Annotated in this window: 26 protein-coding genes; 25 read left to right on the top strand and 1 reads right to left on the bottom strand. The window is 54.4% G+C overall.

Annotation, left to right across the window (positions count from 1 at the left end):
* Positions 1-3: 3 nt before the first annotated feature.
* The 5 genes from FHU12_RS20770 (at position 4) to FHU12_RS20750 (ending at position 4,266) form a co-directional block, all read left to right on the top strand.
* Positions 4-864, top strand: coding sequence for an isochorismatase (locus FHU12_RS20770; protein ID WP_004930014.1), 861 nt, complete (start codon positions 4-6; stop codon positions 862-864).
* A gap of 61 nt (positions 865-925) precedes the next feature.
* Entirely contained in the window at positions 926-1,990 is a 1,065-nt protein-coding gene (gene yncE / locus FHU12_RS20765; protein ID WP_060433936.1) for a 7-bladed beta-propeller protein YncE, read from the top strand.
* 121 nt (positions 1,991-2,111) lie between these two features.
* Entirely contained in the window at positions 2,112-2,732 is a 621-nt protein-coding gene (locus tag FHU12_RS20760; RefSeq protein WP_141971559.1) for a DUF2238 domain-containing protein, read from the top strand.
* Between the two features lie 327 nt (positions 2,733-3,059).
* On the top strand, positions 3,060-3,794 hold the full coding sequence (locus FHU12_RS20755; RefSeq protein ID WP_260440753.1) for a winged helix-turn-helix domain-containing protein: 735 nt from the start codon (positions 3,060-3,062) through the stop codon (positions 3,792-3,794).
* Positions 3,775-4,266 carry a FidL-like protein gene (locus FHU12_RS20750; protein WP_141971556.1) on the top strand — a complete coding sequence of 164 codons (492 nt, stop codon included), beginning with the start codon at positions 3,775-3,777 and terminating at the stop codon, positions 4,264-4,266. Before FHU12_RS20755 ends, FHU12_RS20750 begins: the two co-directional genes overlap by 20 nt.
* Before the next feature lie 83 nt (positions 4,267-4,349).
* Here the strand turns inward: FHU12_RS20750 and FHU12_RS20745 are convergent, their stop codons facing one another.
* Positions 4,350-5,093, bottom strand: coding sequence for a winged helix-turn-helix domain-containing protein (locus FHU12_RS20745; RefSeq protein WP_141971554.1), 744 nt, complete (start codon positions 5,091-5,093; stop codon positions 4,350-4,352).
* A 424-nt stretch (positions 5,094-5,517) separates the two neighbouring features.
* Here FHU12_RS20745 and FHU12_RS20740 point away from each other — a divergent pair, with 424 nt between their 5' ends.
* The 20 genes from FHU12_RS20740 to FHU12_RS20645 all read left to right on the top strand — a co-directional run bounded on the left by FHU12_RS20740 (position 5,518) and on the right by FHU12_RS20645 (position 23,173).
* A complete protein-coding gene (locus tag FHU12_RS20740) occupies positions 5,518-6,078 on the top strand; it encodes a fimbrial protein (protein WP_141971552.1) in 561 nt (186 codons plus the stop codon).
* A gap of 85 nt (positions 6,079-6,163) precedes the next feature.
* Positions 6,164-6,709: a fimbrial protein gene (locus tag FHU12_RS20735; RefSeq protein WP_141971550.1), complete on the top strand. Its 546-nt coding sequence runs from the start codon at positions 6,164-6,166 to the stop codon at positions 6,707-6,709.
* Between the two features lie 29 nt (positions 6,710-6,738).
* Positions 6,739-9,294, top strand: coding sequence for an outer membrane usher protein (locus FHU12_RS20730; protein WP_141971548.1), 2,556 nt, complete (start codon positions 6,739-6,741; stop codon positions 9,292-9,294).
* A 30-nt stretch (positions 9,295-9,324) separates the two neighbouring features.
* On the top strand, positions 9,325-10,074 hold the full coding sequence (locus FHU12_RS20725) for a fimbria/pilus periplasmic chaperone (protein ID WP_141971546.1): 750 nt from the start codon (positions 9,325-9,327) through the stop codon (positions 10,072-10,074).
* Between the two features lie 47 nt (positions 10,075-10,121).
* Positions 10,122-10,736, top strand: a complete 615-nt coding sequence (locus tag FHU12_RS20720) for a fimbrial protein (protein ID WP_141971544.1) — start codon at positions 10,122-10,124, stop codon at positions 10,734-10,736.
* Entirely contained in the window at positions 10,729-11,319 is a 591-nt protein-coding gene (locus FHU12_RS20715; protein WP_141971542.1) for a fimbrial protein, read from the top strand. Before FHU12_RS20720 ends, FHU12_RS20715 begins: the two co-directional genes overlap by 8 nt.
* 10 nt (positions 11,320-11,329) lie before the next feature.
* Positions 11,330-11,842 (top strand): fimbrial protein, encoded by a 513-nt coding sequence (locus FHU12_RS20710; RefSeq protein ID WP_185742335.1) that lies wholly within the window; start codon positions 11,330-11,332, stop codon positions 11,840-11,842.
* Between the two features lie 169 nt (positions 11,843-12,011).
* Positions 12,012-12,824 (top strand): MrpH family fimbial adhesin, encoded by an 813-nt coding sequence (locus FHU12_RS20705; protein WP_141971538.1) that lies wholly within the window; start codon positions 12,012-12,014, stop codon positions 12,822-12,824.
* A gap of 250 nt (positions 12,825-13,074) precedes the next feature.
* Positions 13,075-13,491, top strand: coding sequence for a hypothetical protein (locus FHU12_RS20700; RefSeq protein WP_260440752.1), 417 nt, complete (start codon positions 13,075-13,077; stop codon positions 13,489-13,491).
* Positions 13,398-13,610, top strand: coding sequence for a helix-turn-helix domain-containing protein (locus tag FHU12_RS27475; protein WP_311770113.1), 213 nt, complete (start codon positions 13,398-13,400; stop codon positions 13,608-13,610). Before FHU12_RS20700 ends, FHU12_RS27475 begins: the two co-directional genes overlap by 94 nt.
* Positions 13,611-13,747: 137 nt before the next feature.
* Positions 13,748-14,032 (top strand): hypothetical protein, encoded by a 285-nt coding sequence (locus FHU12_RS20695; RefSeq protein WP_141971536.1) that lies wholly within the window; start codon positions 13,748-13,750, stop codon positions 14,030-14,032.
* Positions 14,033-15,106: 1,074 nt separating this feature from the next.
* The gene (locus FHU12_RS20685) at positions 15,107-16,024 is read left to right on the top strand and encodes a ParA family protein (RefSeq protein WP_141971534.1); all 918 of its coding nucleotides are present in this window, start codon (positions 15,107-15,109) and stop codon (positions 16,022-16,024) included.
* Positions 16,021-16,686, top strand: coding sequence for a hypothetical protein (locus FHU12_RS20680; RefSeq protein WP_141971532.1), 666 nt, complete (start codon positions 16,021-16,023; stop codon positions 16,684-16,686). Before FHU12_RS20685 ends, FHU12_RS20680 begins: the two co-directional genes overlap by 4 nt.
* Positions 16,679-18,028, top strand: a complete 1,350-nt coding sequence (dnaB-PI, locus tag FHU12_RS20675) for an SPI-7-type island replicative DNA helicase (RefSeq protein WP_141971530.1) — start codon at positions 16,679-16,681, stop codon at positions 18,026-18,028. Before FHU12_RS20680 ends, dnaB-PI begins: the two co-directional genes overlap by 8 nt.
* 2 nt (positions 18,029-18,030) lie before the next feature.
* Positions 18,031-19,767: a ParB family protein gene (locus FHU12_RS20670; RefSeq protein ID WP_141971528.1), complete on the top strand. Its 1,737-nt coding sequence runs from the start codon at positions 18,031-18,033 to the stop codon at positions 19,765-19,767.
* Entirely contained in the window at positions 19,767-20,489 is a 723-nt protein-coding gene (locus tag FHU12_RS20665; protein ID WP_141971526.1) for a DUF2786 domain-containing protein, read from the top strand. The genes FHU12_RS20670 and FHU12_RS20665 overlap by 1 nt, the downstream gene beginning before the upstream one ends.
* Before the next feature lie 204 nt (positions 20,490-20,693).
* On the top strand, positions 20,694-21,323 hold the full coding sequence (locus tag FHU12_RS20660; RefSeq protein ID WP_141971524.1) for a DUF2857 domain-containing protein: 630 nt from the start codon (positions 20,694-20,696) through the stop codon (positions 21,321-21,323).
* Positions 21,320-21,583 (top strand): ParE family toxin-like protein, encoded by a 264-nt coding sequence (locus FHU12_RS20655; protein ID WP_043143926.1) that lies wholly within the window; start codon positions 21,320-21,322, stop codon positions 21,581-21,583. The genes FHU12_RS20660 and FHU12_RS20655 overlap by 4 nt, the downstream gene beginning before the upstream one ends.
* 113 nt (positions 21,584-21,696) lie before the next feature.
* Positions 21,697-22,971, top strand: coding sequence for an STY4528 family pathogenicity island replication protein (locus FHU12_RS20650; protein WP_141971522.1), 1,275 nt, complete (start codon positions 21,697-21,699; stop codon positions 22,969-22,971).
* A gap of 7 nt (positions 22,972-22,978) precedes the next feature.
* Positions 22,979-23,173: a hypothetical protein gene (locus tag FHU12_RS20645; RefSeq protein WP_141971520.1), complete on the top strand. Its 195-nt coding sequence runs from the start codon at positions 22,979-22,981 to the stop codon at positions 23,171-23,173.
* Positions 23,174-23,177: the final 4 nt, after the last annotated feature.

Here is a 23,177-nt window from a genome sequence, read left to right as displayed (position 1 = left end):
TCGATGGCCATTCCAAAACTTAATGACTACGCGCTGCCGACGGCGGACGAACTGCCGCAAAATAAAGTCACCTGGCAGGTAGAACCGCAGCGCGCCGCGCTGCTGATCCACGATATGCAGCAGTATTTCCTCAATTTCTGGGGCGAAGACAGCGCGCTGATCAAACAGGTGGTGGAGAACATCGCCAACCTGCGCCGCTACTGCAAACAGCAGGGCATTCCGGTGTTCTATACCGCGCAGCCGAACCAGCAGAGCGATGAAGACCGCGCGCTGTTGAACGACATGTGGGGGCCGGGCCTGAACAAACACCCCGAGCAGCAGGCGGTGACCGCCGCGCTGGCGCCGGACGAAGACGACACGGTGCTGGTGAAATGGCGCTACAGCGCCTTCCACCGCTCGCCGCTGCAGGAGATCCTGCAGGAGTCCGGCCGCGATCAGCTGATCATCTGCGGCGTGTATGCGCACATCGGCTGCCTGACCACCGCCATCGACGCCTTCATGCGCAACATCCAGCCGTTCATGGTGGCCGACGGCCTGGCGGACTTCTCGCGCGACGAACACCTGATGGCGCTGCGCTATACCGCCGGCCGCTGCGGCCGGGTGGTGACCACCGCGTCTCTGCTGCCGGCGGCCGGCATCGCCAGCATCGACGCGCTGCGTCAGCAGATCCTGCCGCTGCTGGACGAAGACAGCGAAGACATGGGCAACGATGAGAACCTGATCGATTACGGTCTGGATTCGGTGCGCATCATGGAGCTGGCGACCCGCTGGCGCAAGATCCGCGGCGACATCGACTTTATCGCGCTGGCGCGCAACCCGACCATCGACAGCTGGTGGGCGCTGCTTTCCGAAGAGAAAGCCTGATTTTAATAACGATGAGAGGGCGGCCGCTCGGCTGCCCCGTTGGCTCTATAAGGAGATTTCGATGAATGCTTTGATCACCAAGGGAAAACGTGCGGCATTTCCGCTGATGCTGCTGTCCACACTGCTGTTCTCCAACTCGTTGCTGGCGCAGACCGCGCCGGAAGTGCTGCGCAAACCGGTCGGCAAGGGCGCCTATGAAATGGCCTACAGCCCGAGCGAGAACGCGCTCTACCTGGCGACGTCGCAGAGCCGCAAGCTGGACAAGGGTGGCATCGTTTACCGCCTGGACCCGACCACGCTGGACGTGACCCAGATTATTCATAACGACATCAAGCCGTTTGGCGCTGCCGTTAATGCTAAAACCGGCACGCTGTTCTTCGGTAACACGGTCAATAACTCGGTGACCGCCATCGACGCCAAGACCGGCGACGTGAAAGGCCGCCTGGTGCTGGACGCGCGCCAGCGTTCCGAGACCGTCAAGCCGCTGGCGCCGCGCGAACTGGTGGCGGATGCCGACAGCGATACGCTGTACATCACCGGGCTGGGTGAATCCAGCGTGGTGTGGGTGGTGGACGGCAAGGATCTGACCCTGCGTGCCACCGTGACGGATACCGGTAAGTATGGCACCGGCCTGGCGCTGGATGCCGCCGCCAAACGCCTGTACGTCACTAACGCCGACGGCGAACTGGTGACCATCGATACCCAGAGCAACAAGGTGCTGTCGCGCAAGAAGCTGGATGAGTCCAAAGAGCACTTCTTCCTGAACATCAGCCTGGATACCGCTACCCATCGCGCGTTCATCACCGATTCCAAGCAGCCGCAGGTGCTGGTGGTGGATACCCGCAGCGGCAACATCCTGAGCAAGATCGACGTGCCGGAATCGCTGGCGGTGCTGTTCAACCCGGCGCGCAATGAAGTTTACGTGACCCATCGCCAGGCGGGTGAAGTGAGCGTGATCGACGCCAAGAGCTACAAGGTGCTGAACACCATCAAGACGCCGACCCACCCGAACAGCCTGGCGCTGTCGCCGGACGGCCAGACGCTGTACGTCAGCGTCAAGCAGGCTTCCAGCCGCGAGAAAGAAGCGACCGCGCCGGACGACGTGATCCGCGTTGCGCTGAAATAATCCCTCTCAGGGTAAGCACCCCTCGAACAGGCGAAGCGGCGACGCTCCGCCTGTTTTTTTTCGCCGTGCGATCTGCGGTATAAAGAGGGCATTGATCCGTTAACCCGAAGGAACGTTGGTTATGCCCGTCTCACGCACGCCGTTGTTGTTGTCCGTTATTACCCTGTTGCTGCTGGCCGCGCTGATCCACAGCGGCATCAGCCCTTACGATCGCGCGACCTGGCTGATGGAGGTGGCGCCGGTATTGATCGTTTTGCCGCTGCTGTGGCTGACCCATCGCCGTTATCCGCTGACGCCGCTGCTCTACACGCTGATTTTCTTCCATGCGCTGATCCTGATTTTCGGCGGCATGTACAGCTACGCTCGCGTGCCGCTGGGCTTTGAGGTGCAGCAGTGGCTGGATCTTGGCCGCAACCCGTACGACAAACTGGGGCATTTCTTCCAGGGATTGGTGCCGGCGCTGGCGGCGCGCGAGATCCTGCTGCGCGGCGGTTATGTGCAGGGCCGCAAGATGTTGGGCTTCGTGGTGTGCTGTATCGCGCTGGCCATCAGCGCGGTGTACGAACTGATCGAGTGGTGGGCGGCGCTGGCGCTGGGCCAGGGCGCCGATGAGTTTCTCGGCACCCAGGGCGACCCGTGGGACACGCAGTCCGATATGTTCTGCGCCTTGCTCGGCGCGATAGCCGGCCAGTGGCTATTCGGTGGCTGGCAGGATCGGCAACTGCGGCGTTTAAAAGAGTAAGCCCTGCGGCGGTTGAGTCGGGTAAAAGTGACAGTTTCTCGTGCTGCCTGGTATTTGCCGGGCGGCATTTTTAATGTCCACATTATAAAAAATCGACAATCATCAGTTAAATATTTGTCACCCTGTGATACAGCACAATGTTATTTCCTATATTTATGTTTATTTAGCTTTTTATGTGTTTTTCTAGGAATTTTCTTAACTCATGCCGTGTGCTACTATTCTCATGTTTAATAAGGGCTAATTATTATTAATTAGTTTTTTGAGCGGGGAATAATGAGATACATAATTAATAATAATATTAAATATCATGAAGATAGATCAGAGTTGGTGGATCTAAACGCTGAGCTACCCCCTCAAACGCTCACCGCCACGCTGAACCGCCTGCTGTCCACGTTGGTCAGAAACAATAATCTGGTGGTCTCCCGCGATACCCTGCTGACGCAGGTATGGGAAGCGCACGGCCAGGTGGCCTCCGGTAATAACCTCAATAACACCATTTCCATCCTGCGCAAGATGTTCGCCGCCTTGGGCGAGGACGACATTATCGTCACGCTGCCGCGCCAGGGATTCATGTTTACCGCCGCTTCGTTGAAGACGACAGACAGCCTGGCGGAGAGTTTGCCGGAGATGCCGATCCCGGCGGCTGCAGAAAGCGCCTTGCCGACCAGGCCGCGGCGAACGCAGCGATTTAAGCGCTTCGGGTTGGCCGCTTTGCTGCTGTTGGCGGTGGGCAGCGGCATATGGGCCTGGCAGGACATCGGCTATGCGCCGCTCAGCGCGGTAAGCGTTGGCAATATCGGCAGCTGTGAAGTGAAGTTTATCGCTTCTTATCATAAGACCGGTTCCGGTAAGGCGGATTTGACGCACTTACAAACGTTGCTGGATAAAAGAAACCATATTCACTGTAGTGAGCCGGCGACGCTGCTTTATTACGACAGCCAGTCGGTGGTGCCCGGCAGCGCAGAACGCGTGCGATCTTCTTACTTCTTTTATTGTCCGCAGGCGGCGATGGCGGCGGGCAAAGCGCAATGCGAGAACTACTATGAAAGTCTGGAAAAATAACTGGATATGGCATTACCGTTACGCGCTGTTAGCCTTTGCGGCACTGGCCTGCTGTTGCGTCGCCGCTTATGTGCTGTTTGCTATGCCGCAGGTGCCGGAATGCCGGGCGTCGATGCGGGTGCATAATCAGGATAAAGATACGGCGATGGAGCGTGTGCTGCTGGTAAGCATAGTGCCTGAGGGGGCGCGGCAGCTCACTATGTTGATGAGCGGCAGTTTTTTTGATGGTGATACACGTTATGTGGTCGATCGCTCCGTGGAAATGAGTTACCAGCGTCGCGGCAGCAACTACACCATGTGGGTAACGAAAAATACCCGCAAGCCGCAGGACTCTATCGTTCGCGAGGATATGAATCGCCGGTTGCCTATCGCCGGGCAGCAGTTGCATATGCGCATCGAGCGTATCGATCCGCATCACTATCTGTTTACTGATAACCATTCGCCGCTTTTTGTCTGCGTGACTGGTGCATAACGGTCCCCCCCAGAATTACCGGGGGGCCGATGTTGTCTCTGACCCTGGGTGTCAAGAGCGAAAAGATTAAGGTTGATTGCCGGCTAGATAGTTATCTTTATGCAAGGGCTGTTGCCGGAGCGTGGGCAGTAGGTGACCTGCTGCTCGTCCTGGTTAGTGCTCTCATTAAGAATGTTAGCGTAATAATAGACGTCTGCCCGCGTACGGCAATTGAAGCCCGCCTGTTGTATCACCTGCTTGATGTTCTCCAAGCTGCCTCCACCTAAAGTCATGCTGTACACCTGGCAGCTTTGGTAATTCCCAAGTGGATAAACGCTGATGCGCGTGCTGTTTTGGTACAACACAATGATGGCAAAAGGCACCAGACAGGCAGCGGCAATCATTATTAAGCGTTGTAATGCCCGTCGGATACCGGGGGGAGAATTCCCGGGGGGCGGCGTAGAAGCAATTTCCACCTCCCGTTGTTGTTCCTTTCTATATATCTCATCCTTATTTTCATTCGCTTCATGAATACTTTTGGCGGTGAATTTAAACCCCTGGCGGGGATAAGTGACGATAATCTCCTCGGCGCCAAACTGCGCCAGTGATTTACGTAACCCGGAAACGTAATTGTTTAAATTATTGTTGGAGGCTTTCAGCCCATGATCGACCCAAACATCATTAAGTAACCTCTCTCGCAACAACAGCTTGTTATTATTCTTGATGAACAACGAAAGCAGTCTGCTGGTTGGCTTCAGTAAAGCTATTTTATTGCTGGCATTATCGACATGCATCAATGTGCCTTCCTCCTCATTATAGAGGATGCTCTCATTTATAATGAAAATCATTTTATTTACCCGTCAACTTTCCTGTCGAGAGATTATTCTGAGACCTCTTTTTATTTTTTTCAATCCCTTGGGCTGCAGGGCAATAGGATTTTTCTCTTTATTCGTATAATTGAAATGAAATGTTTATCTGCTTACAAGTTTTTTAATATAAATATTGATAATTAAATTCTATTTATCGGAATTTTAATCTATTTGATTATTATGTTATCGATAATTATCCCGTGTTTTTTGTATTTTGCGATATAACGTTTCAAGTTGAGAGCGCTAAGTGTAAATTTGTTTCCACTGATACGGGGCGCGGAAACGCAGCGTATTAGCCACGGAGACAATGCGCAGGAATCTCAGGAATAAAGCTGCCGCATTGCATGCGTGACTTAAGGATTTAATTCTTCCCACTACTTACTAAGGAATGTAAGGAATCTCTATGAAACTGAACAAAATTATGATTGCAGCGGTATTGGCCTTCGGTGCTTCTTCTATGATGGCCCAGGCTGCGAATCAGGGTAGCGGTACCGTCACTTTCACCGGTGAAATCATCGATGCGCCATGCTCTATCGCTCCGGGCGATATCGATCAAACTATTAAAATGGGGCAGATCTCCAACCTGAGCCTGAAGGACGGCCGTGAGTCTCAATTAAAACAGCCGGTTACCATTAAGCTGCAAGACTGCACCAGCGCCACACAGAAGACAGTGCAGACCACCTTCACCGGTCAGCCTGGCGGCGCGGCTGGCACGGATAATAAAATGATCGGGTTTGGCAGCGGCAGCACTGCTAAAGGGGCGAGTATCGTTATGACCGATGACGAAAACGGTAATGCCGTGATTGAGTTGGGCAAGGCGACCGCAGGTCAGGGTATTAAAGCAGGCCAGGAAACAGCTGACCTGAAATTCACCGCCTTCCTGAAAGGTAATGGTGGCGCTTTGGATACTATCGTTCCGGGTGCATTCACTAGCGTGGTTAACTTCGCGCTGAACTATCAATAAGCGCTTTATCTGAATAATGCCAGCATGCGGGGTAGCCCGCATGCTTTTCCCCAGAATGGATTCCTGTTTGCAAGGGATAATCTCTATGGCCCTTATTGGCAAAAATGTAGTGGCGCCTTCCCTATTGGTCGCGATTTTTACGGCCCAGGCGATGCCGGCAACGGCTTCGGTTATTGGCTGGGGAAGAGTCAATATGGAAGGCGCTATTGTCAACGCGGCCTGCGCCCTTGAGTCGGCCAGCCGTGATCAAACCATCGACATGAAAACTTTGCCGGTGGAACAAATTTCCCGCGATGGGCACGGGCTAACCCGCCCCTTTACGCTGAAATTAGTGAACTGTGGGTTGTCGGGTGATAATTCCGCTAATTCTGGACGCCAGCATTTCCGCATGATATTTGACGGTAATGCAGAAGGAAAAAACTTCGGCGTCATCGGCGACGCCCGCGGTATTGCATTGCGCATTGTCGATAGCATCGGTGCGGATATTTACCCTGGGGTGCCGATGTCAATAGAAAATACCCTAACAAAAGATTATCGATTGAATTATTCAATGCAGCTGGTGGCTAACAGCCAGGTATTGCGCGCAGGGGATTACCGCTCCGCCATTCGTTTTAAATTGGATTACTACTGATTATAAATAAGTTAAAGGTTGGCGGGATCATGGATGCGAGAAAATTTAAATCGGGGGCACTCCCGTTAAGTTTATTAGGGATATGTATTTCTCTGGCTCTCTGCGGCTTGGCCTTTCAGGGGCGGGCGGATGATGCAATTCAGTTCAACACCGACATCCTGGATATCAACGATCGTAAAAATATCGATCTCGGCCGCTTTTCCAAAGGCGCCTACATTATGCCTGGCAAGTACAGCATGACGGTATTGGTGAACAAACAGTCATTGGATGAGCAGCCGGTGGCTTTTTATCCGCCGGAAAACGATCCCGATGGCAGTGCGGCCTGCGTCTCGCCGCAGCTGGTTGAAAAACTGGGCCTTAAAACCGAGTTTCTCAAGCAGCTGCGCTGGTGGCATAACGAGCAGTGCCTGGATCTGACCAGCCTCAAGGGCATTGAGGCCAGGGGCGATCTGGCGGTGTCGGCGCTGTATCTGAACATTCCCCAGGCCTATTTAGAGTACTCCACACCGGATTGGGATCCGCCGGCGCGCTGGGATAACGGCATTCCCGGCCTGCTGCTGGACTACAACCTGAACGGCCAGGTGCAGAAGAACCGCAACGGCAGCGGCCAGACGCAGCGCCTGGGCGGCAATGGTGCGGTGGGTGCCAACCTGGGCGCCTGGCGACTGCGGGCCGACTGGCAGACCAGCCTCAATCACCAGACCGGCTCAGGGGAATCGAGCCAGAGAACGTTTGACTGGAGCCGCTATTACGCTTTTCGCGCGTTGCCGCAGTGGGGCGCGCGCCTGGCGCTGGGTGAGGATTCGCTGCAGAGCAACCTGTTCGACAGCTTCCGCTTTACCGGCTTCAGCCTGGTGTCGGACGACAACATGCTGCCGCCTAACCTGCGCGGCTATGCGCCGGAGGTGACCGGCATCGCCAAAACCAACGCCAAAGTCACCATCAGCCAGCAGGGCCGCGTGCTGTATGAGGCGCAGGTTGCCGCCGGGCCGTTCCGCATCCAGGATCTGAGCGATTCGGTAATGGGCAAGCTGGACGTCAAGGTTGAAGAACAAGACGGCAGCGTGCAGCAGTTTCAGGTGGACACCGCCAACATTCCTTACCTGACGCGCCCCGGCATGGTGCGCTTCAAGTTTGCCGGCGGCCGGCCGTCGAACTGGGAGCACCATGTGCAAGGGCCAACCTTCGCCGCTGGTGAATTCTCCTGGGGGATCAGCAATGGTTGGTCGCTGTACGGCGGGGCCATCGCCGGTGGCGATTATAACGCGCTGTCGCTGGGGCTGGGGCGCGATCTGTTGGTGCTCGGCGCGCTGTCGTTTGATACCACGTATTCGCGGGCCAGATTGCCGATCGACGACGGCACCAAAAAAGGCGGCTCGTACCGCTTGAGCTATTCGAAAAGCTTTGATGAATACGACAGCCAAATCACCTTCGCCGGTTATCGCTTCTCGGAAGAAAATTTTATGACCATGAGCGAATACCTGGACGCGCGCTATCACGGCCTGCGGAACGGCAAAAGTCGGGAAATGTACACCATTACGTTCAACAAGCAGTTCCGCGATCTGGGGATCAGTACCTATCTCAACTACGACCACCAGACTTACTGGGATAAGCCGACCGACGAACGCTACAGCCTGGCGCTGTCGCGCTATTTCAACCTGGGAGCGTGGAAAAATCTGAGCGCCTCACTCTCGGCCTATCGCAATAAGTCCAGAGGGACCAACGACGACGGTATGTATCTGAGCCTGACGGTGCCGTGGGGAGGGGATGCCAACCTCAGCTACAGCAGCTCGTGGAACCGTAACAATAACAACCAGCGGGTGGGTTACTACCAACGGCTGGATGAACACAACAACTACCAGTTGACCGCCGGCACCTCGCGCAGCGGTGAATCCGCCAGCGCGTTTTACAGCCACGACGGCGACGCGGCGCGTATCGATACCAACGTGAGTTATCAGAGCGGCCAGTATTCCTCGTTAGGCATGAGTCTGCAAGGGGGCGCCACGCTGACCGCCCAGGGGGCGGCGCTGCACCGCAGTGGGAACTTTGGTGGCACCCGTCTGCTGTTGGACACCGATGGCGTGGCCGGGGTACCGGTACGCGGCTATGGCGCCACGAGCCGTACCAACATGTTTGGCAAAGCGGTGGTGACGGACGTCGGCAACTTTTACCGCAGCCGGGCGAGCATCGATCTGACCAACTTATCGGACGAGGCTGAAGCGACGCAGTCGGTGGTGCAGGCGACGCTCACCGAAGGGGCGATTGGCTACCGGCGCTTCAACGTGATTTCCGGCCAGAAAGCCATGGCGGTGATCCGCCTGGCGGACGGCAGCACACCGCCGTTTGGCGCCGAGGTGTTCAACCGCCGCAGGCAGCAAACCGGGATTGTGAATGACGGCGGCAGCGTTTACCTCAGCGGTATCCGCGCCGGTGAACAAATGACGGTGCATTGGGAAGGGAAGGCGCAATGTGAAATCGATCTGCCGGCGTTGCGCACGGATGTTGCTCTGAGCGATCTGCTGCTGCCGTGCCGGCGCGTGGCCGCAGGCAGTGAAGGCCAGGCAGATGCCCCGGAAAATCCGTAAATGCAATTTTTGACCAAATGGAAGCTTATTATGCGAAACAACACTGTAAAAACGCTGTCGGTAGCCGGCCTGCTGACCACCACCTTGCTGAGCGGCCAGGCGCAGGCTGCCATCGCGCTGGATCGCACCCGCGTGATTTTAAACGGCGGCGATAGCTCGGTCAGCATGAACATCACCAATAAAAACACGCAGCTGCCTTATCTGGCCCAGGGCTGGCTGGAGAATGAGCAGGGTGAAAAAATCAACAGCCCGCTGATCGTGTTGCCGCCGGTGCAGCGGGTGGAGCCGGGCGCGCAAAGCCAGGTCAAGGTGCAGGCGCTGCCGGCCGCCAAGGCGCTGCCGCAGGATCGCGAGAGCCTGTTCTACTTCAATCTGCGCGAGATCCCGCCGAAGAGCACCAAGGCCAACACGCTGCAGATCGCGCTGCAGACCCGCATCAAGCTGTTTTACCGCCCGGCGGCGATCGTGCCGAACAAAAACGCCGCGTTCAACCCATGGCAAGAACAGCTGACGCTGACCCGCCAGGGCGCGGGCTTTAAAGCCAATAACCCGACCCCGTATTACATCACGCTGGTCGATGCCCGCAGCAGCAAGAGCGGTAAAACCGCCGCCGGTTTTGAACCGCTGATGGTGCCGCCGAAAGGTAGCGTCATGTTAGGCGCCACTGGCCTGGGCAATGCACCGGTGCTGACTTATATCAATGACTACGGCGGCCGCCCGGATCTGACCTTCAAATGTGGCGCTGGCGATTGTCAGGCGATGCCTGAGAAGCAAGGATAATCGGCGCCGGCAGCGGCGCTCCATCAGTTGAAGCGGCAGGGAAACTCATGCAAAGAATCGATAACGGCTGCAATAGCCAGGGAAGAGACGCTTTAACGCGACGGGCAGGCCAGGCGGCGTTATTGGCGCTGGTTTTGCTGACGAGCCAGGGGAGCCGGGCAGAGCCTGGTAACCACGGCATGTTGTTTGTGCATGGCGCGCTGACCGAAGGCGCCTGCCTGCTGGAGATGTCTTCGGCCTACCAGGATATCTGGCTGGGTGAAACCACTACGAGCAGCCTGGCAGTGCCCGGCAACCGCACGCAGCCAGTGGCCTTCCAACTGCGGTTGCGCGACTGCACGCGCATGGGGGCAGCCATCAGAGACACTCGCCTCGGTTACCGGCTGTGGGATGCCTACCAGCCGGCAGTAACGGTGAGCTTCACCGCCCCGGCCGATGCGGATAACCCGCAGCTGGTGCAGGTGCAGGGCGCCGAAGGCCTGGGGCTGCGGCTGTTGGATGCGGATAACCGCGATGTGCGGCTGGGCAGCCGCAGCCGGCCGCAGCTGTTGGCGCTGGGCGATAACGGGCTGCAGTTTTATGTGATGGCGGAGCGTACGCGTGCGCCGCTGTTGGCGGGTGCCTACCGCGCGGCGATCGATTTCCGGCTGAACTATGACTGAGGTGGACGGTATGGGCGATACAGGGCGACGCACGCTGGCCATCGGCGGCGAATATCTCCTTCTGGGCTGCGCGCTGGCGGCCAGCACCGCTGCCGCTTCGGCGCTCACCCTGCTGGCGGTGCTGAGTTTTGGCCAGCTGGCGCAGGCTGCGACGGTGAATGTCACGGTGAAAGGCGAAGTGCTCGCGAAACCAAAGTGTGAAATCAACGGCGGCAATGACATCGATGTGCCCTTCGGCGAACTGAATATCGCAGACATTGACGGCGTTAACTACGGCAAGAAAAAGATCCCCTATAGCGTGAGCTGCAGCGGCGATACCTCCGGCTCGAACGGAAATATGAAAGTGTCATTGCAGGGCGAGAACTCAAATTTTGGCGTCGGTTTGCTGCGTACCCGCGAGAAGGACGATTTGGCGATCAAGCTGCTGTTCGAAAATGGCCAGCAGCTAAAGCTGAACGAGTGGCATAACTTTTTTTATCCCAATTATCCACTGCTCTATGCCGTACCGGTCAAACGCGGCGGCGCCAGGTTGAGTGGCGGGGATTTTTCCAGTTCCGCCACATTATTAGTCGAGGTTCAATAAGGAGATGAAGATGAAATATATTCCAGGGCTGGTCGCCTTGGCCTGCATGGGGTTGCTGGCCAGCGGCGCGGCGCAGGCGATAAATGTGAACTTTACCGGGAAGCTGGTGGCGGCACCCGACTGCGTCCTCAACACGGGTAAAGATATCAGCGTTGATTTTGCGGAAGTGGTGAGCACCAAGGTTGATGGTAAAACCTACAAGAAAATGCCGATCCCCTACACCGTCAGCTGCAGCGGCGGTTCACCAGGCAGCGGCCAGCTTAAGGTGATGCTGGGCTATACGACCGTCCCATGGGGGGATTACAGCTCGATCCAGGCCCAACCCCTCCAGCAATTTGCTAATTTCGGGTTGCGTATCATCGAAGGGGACGCGGATAAAACCTATGTGCCTAACACCAAGGTGGTGGTTGCCGATCAGAATAATCCGCCTAAGTTTTACGCCGTGCCGATCGGCAGAGAGAACGCGGGTTTACCTGAGGGAAATTTCACCGCGTCGGCGACCATGACCGCCATATATGAGTAAAGCGTTAGACCGGCACCGAAGCTGCACTGCTCCGGTGCCGGGCTGCGGCAGCAATAAAGCCGCCGCGTTATAAACGCGGTGGAAAGAGGCACACCGACGGCACTTAACCGGCGGAATATTTTCGCCATTGGCGAGGTCGGATAATTCATTTTGCCGGCAGGGTAACCAGATGAAAAAGATTTTTTTAGTGCTAATCATATTTTTCGGCGGCATAAATGCGGCCAGCTCCGCTAATTTTGAGGCTATTCCTCGTATAGAGCCTACAAGTGGGTCCTATGCTTTTCTCTCTTTTACGTTTCTCCGTATTTTACCGGAGTCGCAGGAACCCAACCCATGTTATGGGCAAAGAGAATGCAAGTTATCTGTGGTAATGACCTTATCGAACTCCCCACGTGTCTCTGTGGCGTTGGCTGAGACCAACAGCAGTTGCAACACGGCGGATTGCAAGACCAGCACGAAAACGGCCAAAACCATGGGGGAGCTTGCGCCGTTAGTCAGGTATTTAGGGCGCAATGGAACGAACTCGACGAGAGATATAAACCAGCTTGGCACCTGGCCTCTTCGACTCTGCTTCGGTGTGGCAATTAACGGTAAATGGAGTGGCCCTTTCGGCTGTTCCCCAGAGATACCCAGGACGAACAGCTGCGATATTCTTGACACGAATGCCATCGTTGACTTTGGCTCATTCAGCAGCGACGTTACGGCCCGGCAGGCCACGGGAAGCATTAAGGTAAATTGTGCCAGCGAGGCTTACTTACGCGTTAAGTTTAATTCCAATGTCACCAACATGTCGTTAAGCCAGGACGGGCGGATGACCGCCAGCCTGAAGTTTAGAGACCTGATCACCGGCGTGGGCGAGGATTATGTCAAAGTGCCTGGCGGCAATAGAGAAATCTTTATCGACGGTGATCTCAGGAATAATAATACGTCGCATGCCGGCCCGTTTTCTGTGCCTGTGGTAGCGATAGTAGAAATCATATAACAGTGACTAAACGGCCAGCCCCCATTTTTAATGGGAGCGGGCGTTATGAATGTGTTACCCCGTTAGGAATGCGATTTTCAGCGAGACGTTTCATTAGGCGCTGTTATTCTTGGTCCTTCCGCTGAAAGTATTTTAAGCGGAAGGCTGCGTAAAATGAATAACGGTGGGGGCAAAATTTACCGGGCTGTTTATCAGGAATGGTTTCTCGTTTGGCAAATAAGGGGAAATAGGCCTACAGGAGGCTCAGACAATGAAACCAATCAATATTGTGATTGATGACGAAAACCGCTATTTTGCCGCCGGCTTGCGGTTAAGCATTGCGAGATATGCGCAGCAGTATAATAAAGTCGCGCATTTCCTGCCGCCAGGAAGTGATGAGTGGCCTGACATCGTGTTGACCTCGCAGATCCGGCGCACCCGATGCTGGGCTACCTATTCAAAGGCACACGTCGTCACCATTAAAGAAAGGCAGACCCTTGTAGCCAGGCGTACAAGCCGGGTGTTGTACCGCACTGACGATCAGCAATACCTGTTTACGCTGCTGACCGATGCCCTGGCCAATCCCGGCCCGGTATGCCATTTTTCCGGTCAGGCGCTGACCCCCGTGAGCGGCAGGTTATTGGCTATATGCGGCGTGGGTTGGATCAATCGCAAACCGCCAGAATAATGGGGGTGAGCGTTAAAACGGTGCACAGCCATAAACGTTCGGTAATGGGTAAGCTGATGTTAAACCGCAGCCATGATTTTATGTATTGGTTACTATCGCCAGAGGCAGAGTATTCCTAACCGTGATGGGGGATAATTTTAATTATTCCCATCTGTTATCTTTAGAGCGCTAAAGGATAGTGGATTATGATTAAAATTTATCAGGGGAATATTAATTCTTGTTTTATTCATTTATTAAATAACAAAAAGGGAAAGTTATGAAAAAGACGACAGCTTTGCTTCTCGGCGCCTGCATCATGATGGCGTCTTATGCTCATGCCGGTTTTAATGGCAATCAGAGCGTGCAGGGTAATAATGGCAACGCCAGCGGCGCCGGCAATAGCGATTTTGGCCAATGCATCAATGGTCAGGGGAAAAAGGGTGGGCAATGTGCGGGCAACACCAACACAGGCGCCAAGCCTAAAGAAAAAGATAAAGGCGAAGTAATGAATGCGATCTGTGAATCGCCGTTTATGAAAAAATACTCGCCGCTATGCCAGTAATATTTATTTTTAAATGACAAGCAGGGTTATCCTCCCTGCTTTTTTTGTGGCTATTGATTAAATATCCTGTTGTTCCGACTCAAAATATAAGTTCGGTGAATTATTATCGTTGGCAGTGATGGTAGCTGTACGTAATTTACGTTGGGTATTATCTACACCAAGGGAAAGGTTAAGTGGATTTGTTTTATTTCGCGATATTCTTGTTCTGTTTAAGCATCTATTCATTCTACAAACATGCGCAGCGGATGAAGAAAAGGCAGTTATCTATTCAAGAACTCGGCCATTCTTCCCGTCGGTTGGCATCATGGCGTCATCATTGACGCTGCTTCGGCATTGTATGGCGTAGCGTTTTTACCAGAGAGTAGTGCCCGCCTCAACGAAATTGGGTATTGCTCGCCTGGCATCGCCATTTTCACGCTTAATGCCAAGAATACGGTAATCCGGTTACCCTGGAGCCAACGTCTCTGAGAGGACACCTTAAGCAGACAAGGAAGCATTCGTCATGTATCGCTGGCCCGCAGGGTGAGGCCTTTGGCCGAATAATCGAACGCAGTTCGATGGAGAGTCCAGTCCCTGAAAAGCAAAAACCCAGCCATAGGCTGGGTTCTCTAAATAGTGGTGCCCGGACTCGGACAACCGGCGCTGGCGCCGCGTTGAACAGCGCTTTAGCGCTGGCCCGCAGGGTGAGGCCCTTGGCCGAATAATCGAACGCAGTTCGATGGAGAGTCCACTCCCTGAAAAGCAAAAAAACCGCCATAGGCGGGTTCTTCTGAATAGGGCGACCGGACTCGGACAACCGGCGCTGGCGCCGCGTTGAACAGCGCTTTAGCGCTGGCCCGTAGGGTGAGGCCCTTGGCCGAATAATCGAACGCAGTTCGATGGAGAGTCCAGTCACTGAAAAGCAAAAACCCAGCCATAGGCTGGGTTCTCTAAATAGTGGTGCCCGGACTCGGAATCGAACCAAGGACACGGGGATTTTCAATCCTCTCTTCGCTAGCAAGTTGAATTATCGCAGTGTGAAATTAGTTTCTGCATCGAATTTGTACTCATCGAATACTTTATTCGAGTGTACACATGGAAAATATCGTCACAAAAGCCGCTACTGTTTCTAACAGTACTAAGCCTCAAGTTGTGCCTATGGTTTCAACCAAAGGCGGAGAGGGTAAATCTACTCAAAGCGCCAACCTTGCCGGCTTCCTTGCCGATGCAGGTAAAAAAACTCTCCTCATCGATGGTGACCACTCCCAACCCACCGCAAGCAGCATTTTCTCCCTGGAATACGAGGCACCCAGCGGTTTGTATGAACTGTTGATGAAGACTGTCGATCTCAACCAACCCGAAGAAATCATCTCCCGTTCTGTTATCCCTAATCTCGATGTCATCGTTTCCAACGATCCCCACGACCGTTTATCTTCTGCCATGTTGCATGCCCCTGATGGTCGTATGCGGCTGAAGAATGTTCTGCAGCACCCTTTGTTCAACGAGTACGACGTCATCATCATTGACTCCAAAGGCGCGGCGTCTGTGATGCTCGAACTGATTCTGGTTGCCAGTACGGAGTTCGCTGTCGGTGTTATCAAGCCTATATTGCCGGATACGCGTGAGTTTCTGCGTGGCACATTGGGGTTGATGGAGGGATTATTGCCGCTGACCAGCTACGGTATTGCGTTACCGCGTATCCGTATTCTGACGAACTGCATGGAGTACACGAATCTGGATTGGCAGACCCTGAATAGTCTGCGCGGCATTATCGCAAACGGGCAGTATCTGCGTGCAGATACCTTCGACGTCTCCCTTCTCGACACCATCATCCCCAAGCTGGAAATCTACAAAATGGGGCATGCTTCCGGACAACCTGTTCATCGTCTCGAAAGAACCACCACCCGTACATCAACACTCGCTGCTGCTGACACTATGTATGAGCTGGCCTGCGAGTTGTTCCCTCACTGGGTTGCCGACTTCGACGTTCTACGTCAGGAGGCAAATCAATGAATATTGAACAGCTAGTGACCTTTCTTAATGAACAGCGCGAGTTAGCCGCACCTGCATCCTGGCAGGTTCTTGAACTCTATAGCGATGGTGTCACTGTCGTGGATGTCAACGGCTTCGAGCATGTGGAAATCCCTAATGTCGCGATTGTCCCAGACTGGGAAAAACTTGGGCTTGAGCACTGGTCGGATAACGGTGGGAGCCGTGATGTGAGTCTTGAGGAGCAACGGGCTAATGGTTATCTGGCCGCTGTAGCACCACAGTTACTGGCTTACATCAATGTGCTTAACCGTAATTTGGAAACCATGGAGAATGTACTGCGCCGCATGCTGAAAATGCATGCGTTGATGATGGCAAAAACCAATCATGCTGCCAGCTTCTATGATGCCGAATGTCTTCACGAAATGGCCGAGGCTCCGTATGAGGCCGCCGCGGTGCTTGAGCACATCTGTGGCGCCGATGCCGAGAATACTCATCTAAAAGAGGCAACTTGCGTAGGGTGCGGTTGTACAGATGGCCATGCTTGTCTGGATAAAAACAGCAAACCATGCAGTTGGCTCAAGGTCAATCGTGAAACTGGGCTGGGTGTCTGTTCTTGCTGCCCGACTTTTCTTGGGCACCCGTTAACAACTGACGGTGAAGGATCGGAGGTGCGTCATGGTTGATATGCATATTCCTTATTCTTTGGATGCCGAGCAGGCCGTTCTCGGTGGCTTGATGTTGGATAACGAGCGTTGGGATGACATTCTGCCATTAGTTGGAGATCGTGATTTTTATCTGGCGGTACATCGCCGAATCTTCCAGGCGATGGCTCGTCTGATGGTTGTTCAGCAGCCGATTGATCTGATTACTCTCCATGAGTCACTGGAACAAAATGGTGAGCTCGAGCAGGTCGGCGGTTTTGCCTATCTGGCGGAGTTGTCTAAAAACACACCGAGCGCAGCCAATATTGTCGCCTATGCCGGGATTGTCGCTGAACGCAGTCGACTGCGTAGCCTGTTGCAGCTCGGACGTGAATTGAGCGCTGATGCTGCTCATCCCCGCGCAGACTCTGTGGCCCTGACCGAAAGGGCAGAACAGCAATTGTTCCAGCTCTCTGAGCAAACCCATTCACAGCAAAATGTCAGCCTGACCGATGGGCTGAATGCTGTCGTGACCTATCTGGAGACGGTGAATGGCGGTAATGGTATCACAGGCACCCCGACCGGCTTCTCAGAGCTTGATGTGATGACGTGTGGTTTGCAGCCGGGGGATTTGGTTTTATTTGCCGCACGGCCGTCGATGGGTAAAACCGCCTTTGCGTTGAGCGCTTACACCGGTGCACTTCGAGGCACGGAGAAACCGGCATTCTTCTTTAGCCTGGAAATGCCGCGCGAGCAGTTGCTCCAACGCCTGATTGCTGTTGACGGGCGGGTTGAACTTTCAAGGCTGCGCAGCGGCCTGTTGGATGATGAGGATTGGGCGCGCATTTCCAAAGCGATGGAGCGGTTGTTGCCATTGGAAAACCGCCTGATTATTGACGATGAATCGTATTTGACCCCTGCACTGCTACGCTCCAAAGCACGGCGCTATACCCGGTTGTATGGTAATCCGGGGTTAATCATGATCGATTACCTGCAGCTGATGCGTTGCCCTGGCCAGGAAAACCGCACCCAGGAAATTTCAGAAATTTCCCGCAGTCTGAAAGCGCTGGCCAAAGAACTTGATTGTCCCGTTGTGGCGTTGTCTCAGCTGAACCGTCAGTTGGAAAGCCGTGCTGACAAACGCCCCTTTAATGGTGACCTGCGAGACTCTGGTGCGCTGGAGCAGGATGCCGATGTGATCGCCTTCATCTACCGGGATGAGGTCTATTACGCTGACTCTGATGATGCCGGCACGGCAGAAATTATCATTGGTAAGCAGCGTCAGGGGGCAACGGGCACCGTTCGCGTCAAGTTTGAAGGGCAATTCACCGCGTTCAGTGACTTCCACGATGGTCAGTATGACCAATACTCGGGGAGGGCGTAACTATGGCGCGTACTAAAACCAAGATCCTCGATCTGAACAGTGCTTTGCTCCAGCAGGGCAAGACTGCAGCAGGCACACAACCTTTAGCCCCTGTGCTGGCGGAAACCCCTGTCAGTGAAATGCCGTTGGTATTGACCCTGGATGAAGTGAACCCGAATCCGGATAACCCACGAACCTCGCGTAATCCGAGATATGAGGAAATTAAGTCATCAATTCTAGCTCGAGGTCTCGATACGGTACCGAAGGTGACTCGTGATCCGGAACGTCCAGAGCTGGGGTATTTTTTCAGTGATGGAGGCAATACGCGTTATGCCATTCCTTCCGAGCTCTGGCAGGAAACGGGAGAAGAACGGTTTTATCGCTTCTCTTGTGTATTCAAGCCCTGGCCAGGACGATTATCCTGCGTGATTGGTCATCTTGCCGAGAATGAGGTACGTGGTGATCTGAGCTTCATTGAAAAAGCGTTTGGCATTCGACAGGCCCGGGCTTTATATGAAGCGGAGTTGGGGAAAGCCGTCTCACTGCGTGAACTCTCGACACTTCTTACCGCACAAGGTTACCCCGTCCATAATTCCAGTATCAGTAGGATGGAGGATACGGTGCAGTACCTGTATCCCTATATGCCTCATTTATTGGAGACAGGCCTGGGGCGTCCACAAATTCTGCAGTTGCTGGCTATGCGATCCCATGCAGAAACCACCTGGCAGAAGCACTGTATTACCCAAGAACCAAAGCAGCCATTTGATACCGTTTTCGGTGATGTATGCAGCCATTTTGATTCGCCCGAGGACTATTCGCTGGATATGTTCCGTGATGAGTTGATTGGTGCGCTCATCAACGCGTTGCCACACCCGTTGCTCAATTATGACCGCTGGCTATTGGAGCTCGATCCCAAAGAGCAAAACCGGCGCAAGCACCTCGGTGAGCCTGAGCCGGCATTAACGCCTGAGCTGTCAGGCGAAAGCAATACTGTCGAACTGGCGCCAGCACTGCAGCAGGGAAATATCGGCGGACCGACGGTACCTGAAGTACAGGGAGAAAGATCTTCTTTAGTGCTGGACAGCGCGTTGCATGAATCAACGGGAAATGCCGATGATGAATCACAGAACGCTCAGGAAGAGGAAACGCCTGCAACTCAAACTGAACGCCGTGTTGAAACTCAGCCTGACTTGTATGGTGCGCCTCCGATGTTGTCGGGGGACGTTGAAACGGTTTTAGACGATGAGAATACCACCGTCCCCCTGCCGGACCCTCATGAGACGACAGCCCCTCACAGCAATACCGTGACACAGCCAAAGCAAGGTGTACCCCCTGTTGCAGAGGTGCCTTTTGCCGAGGTAGGACTTGAGCCGGTCTTCTCTATTTGGGCTATTTCCGCCCTGCAGGATGATATCGAGCACCTGCAGGTGATCACCTTCCGATTGGCATTCGAACTGGCCGAAGTGGCGGGCTGCGAGGCTGAAATCAAAGTCGATAAAGCCGACTTGCAGGCTGCCGGCTATGCATTGACTGCCGAACGTCCCTCTCGCTTTACCGCATTACTCCTGACCCTTGCCGGCAACAACCCGGACGGTGCCTCATCCAGCTCGCTCAATGAAGCCCTTATCGGGTCGGAAAATGCGGCTGACTGGCCTTTGCTTGACGATATTCATGCCGTGAAATTAATGCGCCTTATTCGCGTCTTACGCCGTCTGCGTGAACTGCAGCGTGACTTATCTGCAACAGAGGAGACAGCCTGATGAGCCATTCACAACGACAGGCGCGCCTGGTGAAACTGGTGCGCAAACTGCTTGAGCTGGCTCGCAGCAACAGCAATGCGCGTGAGGCTGGACTGGCGTTAGCCCGGGCGCAAAAACTGATGGAAAAATATGGCATCAGCGAGCTGGAAGCCAGCCTGTCATCTATCCAGACGGCACCGAGCCAGGGAGCACCTTCCGAAGCGAAACAAAAACTGCCTGAATGGATGTCCGGGCTGGCGTGGGCGATTGCCCGCGCCTTTGGATGCCGTTTGTATTTTTCCTGGCGGGATACCGCGTCGGGCCCGCGCCGCAACGTGACGTTCTACGGTTTTAGTGAGCGGCCGACCGTTGCGGCTTATGCGTTCGATGTGCTGAGCCGGCAGTTGAAAGATGCGACTGCAGACTACCTGAAAACCCAGAATAAGCGCCTGAACATGAGCACGCGGCGTGCCCGAGCTGAGCAGTTTCGTGCCGGCTGGGTTGCCGGCGTCCGGAGAGTCATCACGACGTTTACCGTTACTGAACAGGAATGCGAGCTGATGGGAACCTGGCTCGAAAGCCAAAAGATGGGGGAGTTGCAAACGCGCGCCCCGAAAACCTGCCGCGGTGATGATATTGCCCGATTACGTGGATTCGAAGCAGGCCAGAACGCCCGTTTACACCAGGGTGTTCAGGGGGCTGTGACCACTGGCATTGGTTATCAGGGAGGACGCAATTCATGAACCTTTATCTATTCCTTATCACAATGCTGTCCTTCATTTTTTGGTTCCTGTTTATGCGCGACGTTCCTGATCCCAGAACGTGGTTTAAGGACAAGGGCAAAAACTTCATTTCAGCGTTGCCATTCCTGTTCGTTTCCATGGTGTTGCTGGCATGCTTGTTTGCTTTTTTTTCGAGATATTTTTCAGAAATCGGGGGGCTTCACTATGAGTAATAGCTTGTCTCAGGCGACGAACAGCCTGCTCACTCAGCTCGTGATGGAACTTAAATCAGGCTATATCCGCCGCTGTGAATCTCTGGGGCTGACCACGGAGGAGATGCAACTGCTGCACGGTTTGACCATTGAAGATCTGCATTACCTGATGAACAGCTCGGTATCGGTGCTGACCTTCCAAATCCATCACGAGAATTTCTCATTGATGTTGCAACATGCGCGCCGTGAGCAGCAACGTATGCAGCGGATTGATCGTGCACTGGCGTTGGGGGGCTCTATCGAAATGATGCAGCACTATTTTGGCCTTTCCACCGTTGAAGTTGCCGCCCGCCGGCGCATGACCGGTATCAGTATTCGCCAGGGGCGCTGTGCAGCGCTCAGCGACGACGAGAACGCGGCATTGTGGCGCCAGTGGCAAAAATCCGACGTCGATGACGCCTCCAGTGCCGATGGACTGGACGTCATGATGCTGGCCGCCGAACAGATGGATGTTTCTCTGACGGCTGTCTGGCACGCCGTCCGCAGCTTCGATGCCCCTCAGACTGCGACGGCCAGAAAAGCCATTCAGGCTGTGCGTACGCCACGCGCTACGCCGGGAGGAAATACAAGGAGGCTGGCATGAAGCCTGTGATGTTAATGCCGGGTTTGCAGGTCCCCCGTTCGGCGCCGCCATCCTGCCAGAGAAAGGCGAAGGAGCAGGTCAGGCGTTTCCGCCGCGGGGAACGTAACTACAAGCACCTTCATGTCAAAGGCAAGCACGCCCCCGGGCGTGCCTGGATGAAGATTGATATCGGTACCAGCTGGCGACTGCTCAGCCGAAACAGTGGTGATGACTGGGAACTGTTGACCCATGAACGCTACAACAACGAACTGTGGAAGTGATGACATTCACCCTGTACCTGGTATCGGGTACAGGCCTGAGTGCCGTTAGGCCAACAACCGTTTGATGCCTTCGCCCTGTGGGCGGGGGCAGCGTAAAAGGATGCGTAAAATCGATGAGCATAAACAAAACACCTGATGACAGCCTGATCACCTTTACGCTCGAACAAATGGATGCCCGCCTGGCGGAGCGAATAGGCGCGGAAAAGCACGCGGGGAATCCCGATGTCACGAATCTGCGCAGCGGTCTCCTGTACATGGGCAATGTGCATGACTCCATCCCCCGCCGGTTGCTCCTGGACACCCGTCTGTCACCGCTGGATAAAACTGCGTGGATTATGATCCGCCTGTACGCGCAACAGAATCAGGGCGCAGTGTTCCCGACCTATGACGAGCTGCAGCTGCAGCTTGCCTCGCCCTTCAATGGTAAGGCGTCTCGCGAGACCGTCAGCCGCGTGCTGCTGATGTTACGGCTGACCGGCTGGCTCAGTTTGTGCCGGCGTGTGCGTGACGGCCAAGGGCGGGTGAGGGGGAATATCTATGCCCAACACGATGAACCACTCTCGGCCCGTGATGCGGAGACATTGGATCCGACCTGGCTGGATACGGTCGCCATGGGCTGTGCGCATAAAAACCGCACCGTCAGCCAGACGGCCTGGTCGGTACTGTCGGATATTCAGCATGATCCGACAATGCGTCATCAGCATTCCCAGATGGCGGCGATTGCTGAACGGCTGGAGTCGCCACAAACCCCGCAACAGATGGCCGTCAGAGTGTCTCAACGACAGGAAAATATCCCCAGTTCGGACGCCGAACTCAGTAAAAAATCCCCGGATTCGGATACCGAACTAAGTCAAATTAAACCCGGTTCGGATACCGAACCCAGTGTAAAACAGGGAGGCAAAACACCGAGTTCGCTTTCCGAACTCATGGTTAAATCAGTAACTTACGGTGCATCAACGAAACCGAACTGTAACGTACGTTCTTTCACACAGAGTGTGAATAAAACAACGTACGTACCTGAGTTGCCGGCCGAACTGCAGAACATCATAGCGACGGATGATCAGCGGCAGATTGGTGCCCAGCTTAAGGCATTGCCTGCAGAGGTTTCCCGTCAGGTGCTGGAGAGTCTTGAGCAGGCAATGGCCAAAGGCAACCTGAATAATCCCACTGGCTGGCTACTGGCGGTCATCAAGCGCGCCAGAAACGGTGAATTGTATGCGAGTGCCAAATCCCCTGAACCTGCCAGGCCTGTACCGCGACGCCAAATACCTTGCTCTGCGTCGCCAGCAAAACCAACAGGTCCAGTCCGTCAACACCTGGCGTCGCGGGACCATGTAAGCGGTGTTGTGGCCAAATTGCGTCAGCAAATGATGCGGGCAAAAAAATGAGTCGTGAGTGCAGATAATCAAGTTGTTTAAAAATACACCAGCGCTGCCACTGGCAGCACTGGTTAAAAAGCATGCACCGTTGCCACTGGCAGCAATGGATAGAAGTGAACGGGATAGCCTTTTGAGTTTTTGTTCGTCATGCAAAAAGAGTTTTGGATTGTTGCCAGGACAAGCTGGCGCAACTATTTCAAGCCACACATAAGTTA

Source organism: Serratia marcescens, assembly GCF_006715005.1.
GTDB lineage: Bacteria > Pseudomonadota > Gammaproteobacteria > Enterobacterales > Enterobacteriaceae > Serratia > Serratia montpellierensis.
This window is presented reverse-complemented; position numbering and strand designations above follow the sequence as displayed.

Bases quoted from the DNA above. Each gene is read 5' to 3' on its own strand.
- yncE (WP_060433936.1), top strand. From the start codon at position 926: ATGAATGCTTTGATCACCAAGGGAAAACGTGCGGCATTTCCGCTGATG.
- FHU12_RS20725 (WP_141971546.1), top strand. From the start codon at position 9,325: ATGCGAAACAACACTGTAAAAACGCTGTCGGTAGCCGGCCTGCTGACC.
- FHU12_RS20740 (WP_141971552.1), top strand. From the start codon at position 5,518: ATGAAACTGAACAAAATTATGATTGCAGCGGTATTGGCCTTCGGTGCT.
- FHU12_RS20680 (WP_141971532.1), top strand. From the start codon at position 16,021: ATGAATATTGAACAGCTAGTGACCTTTCTTAATGAACAGCGCGAGTTA.
- FHU12_RS20750 (WP_141971556.1), top strand. From the start codon at position 3,775: ATGAAAGTCTGGAAAAATAACTGGATATGGCATTACCGTTACGCGCTG.
- FHU12_RS20655 (WP_043143926.1), top strand. From the start codon at position 21,320: ATGAAGCCTGTGATGTTAATGCCGGGTTTGCAGGTCCCCCGTTCGGCG.
- FHU12_RS20710 (WP_185742335.1), top strand. From the start codon at position 11,330: ATGAAATATATTCCAGGGCTGGTCGCCTTGGCCTGCATGGGGTTGCTG.
- FHU12_RS20670 (WP_141971528.1), top strand. From the start codon at position 18,031: ATGGCGCGTACTAAAACCAAGATCCTCGATCTGAACAGTGCTTTGCTC.
- FHU12_RS20770 (WP_004930014.1), top strand. From the start codon at position 4: ATGGCCATTCCAAAACTTAATGACTACGCGCTGCCGACGGCGGACGAA.
- FHU12_RS20650 (WP_141971522.1), top strand. From the start codon at position 21,697: ATGAGCATAAACAAAACACCTGATGACAGCCTGATCACCTTTACGCTC.
- FHU12_RS20700 (WP_260440752.1), top strand. From the start codon at position 13,075: ATGAAACCAATCAATATTGTGATTGATGACGAAAACCGCTATTTTGCC.
- FHU12_RS20720 (WP_141971544.1), top strand. From the start codon at position 10,122: ATGCAAAGAATCGATAACGGCTGCAATAGCCAGGGAAGAGACGCTTTA.
- FHU12_RS20685 (WP_141971534.1), top strand. From the start codon at position 15,107: ATGGAAAATATCGTCACAAAAGCCGCTACTGTTTCTAACAGTACTAAG.
- dnaB-PI (WP_141971530.1), top strand. From the start codon at position 16,679: ATGGTTGATATGCATATTCCTTATTCTTTGGATGCCGAGCAGGCCGTT.
- FHU12_RS20745 (WP_141971554.1), bottom strand. From the start codon at position 5,093: ATGATTTTCATTATAAATGAGAGCATCCTCTATAATGAGGAGGAAGGC.
- FHU12_RS20660 (WP_141971524.1), top strand. From the start codon at position 20,694: ATGAGTAATAGCTTGTCTCAGGCGACGAACAGCCTGCTCACTCAGCTC.
- FHU12_RS20695 (WP_141971536.1), top strand. From the start codon at position 13,748: ATGAAAAAGACGACAGCTTTGCTTCTCGGCGCCTGCATCATGATGGCG.
- FHU12_RS20665 (WP_141971526.1), top strand. From the start codon at position 19,767: ATGAGCCATTCACAACGACAGGCGCGCCTGGTGAAACTGGTGCGCAAA.
- FHU12_RS20730 (WP_141971548.1), top strand. From the start codon at position 6,739: ATGGATGCGAGAAAATTTAAATCGGGGGCACTCCCGTTAAGTTTATTA.
- FHU12_RS20735 (WP_141971550.1), top strand. From the start codon at position 6,164: ATGGCCCTTATTGGCAAAAATGTAGTGGCGCCTTCCCTATTGGTCGCG.
- FHU12_RS20760 (WP_141971559.1), top strand. From the start codon at position 2,112: ATGCCCGTCTCACGCACGCCGTTGTTGTTGTCCGTTATTACCCTGTTG.
- FHU12_RS20705 (WP_141971538.1), top strand. From the start codon at position 12,012: ATGAAAAAGATTTTTTTAGTGCTAATCATATTTTTCGGCGGCATAAAT.
- FHU12_RS27475 (WP_311770113.1), top strand. From the start codon at position 13,398: ATGCCATTTTTCCGGTCAGGCGCTGACCCCCGTGAGCGGCAGGTTATT.
- FHU12_RS20715 (WP_141971542.1), top strand. From the start codon at position 10,729: ATGACTGAGGTGGACGGTATGGGCGATACAGGGCGACGCACGCTGGCC.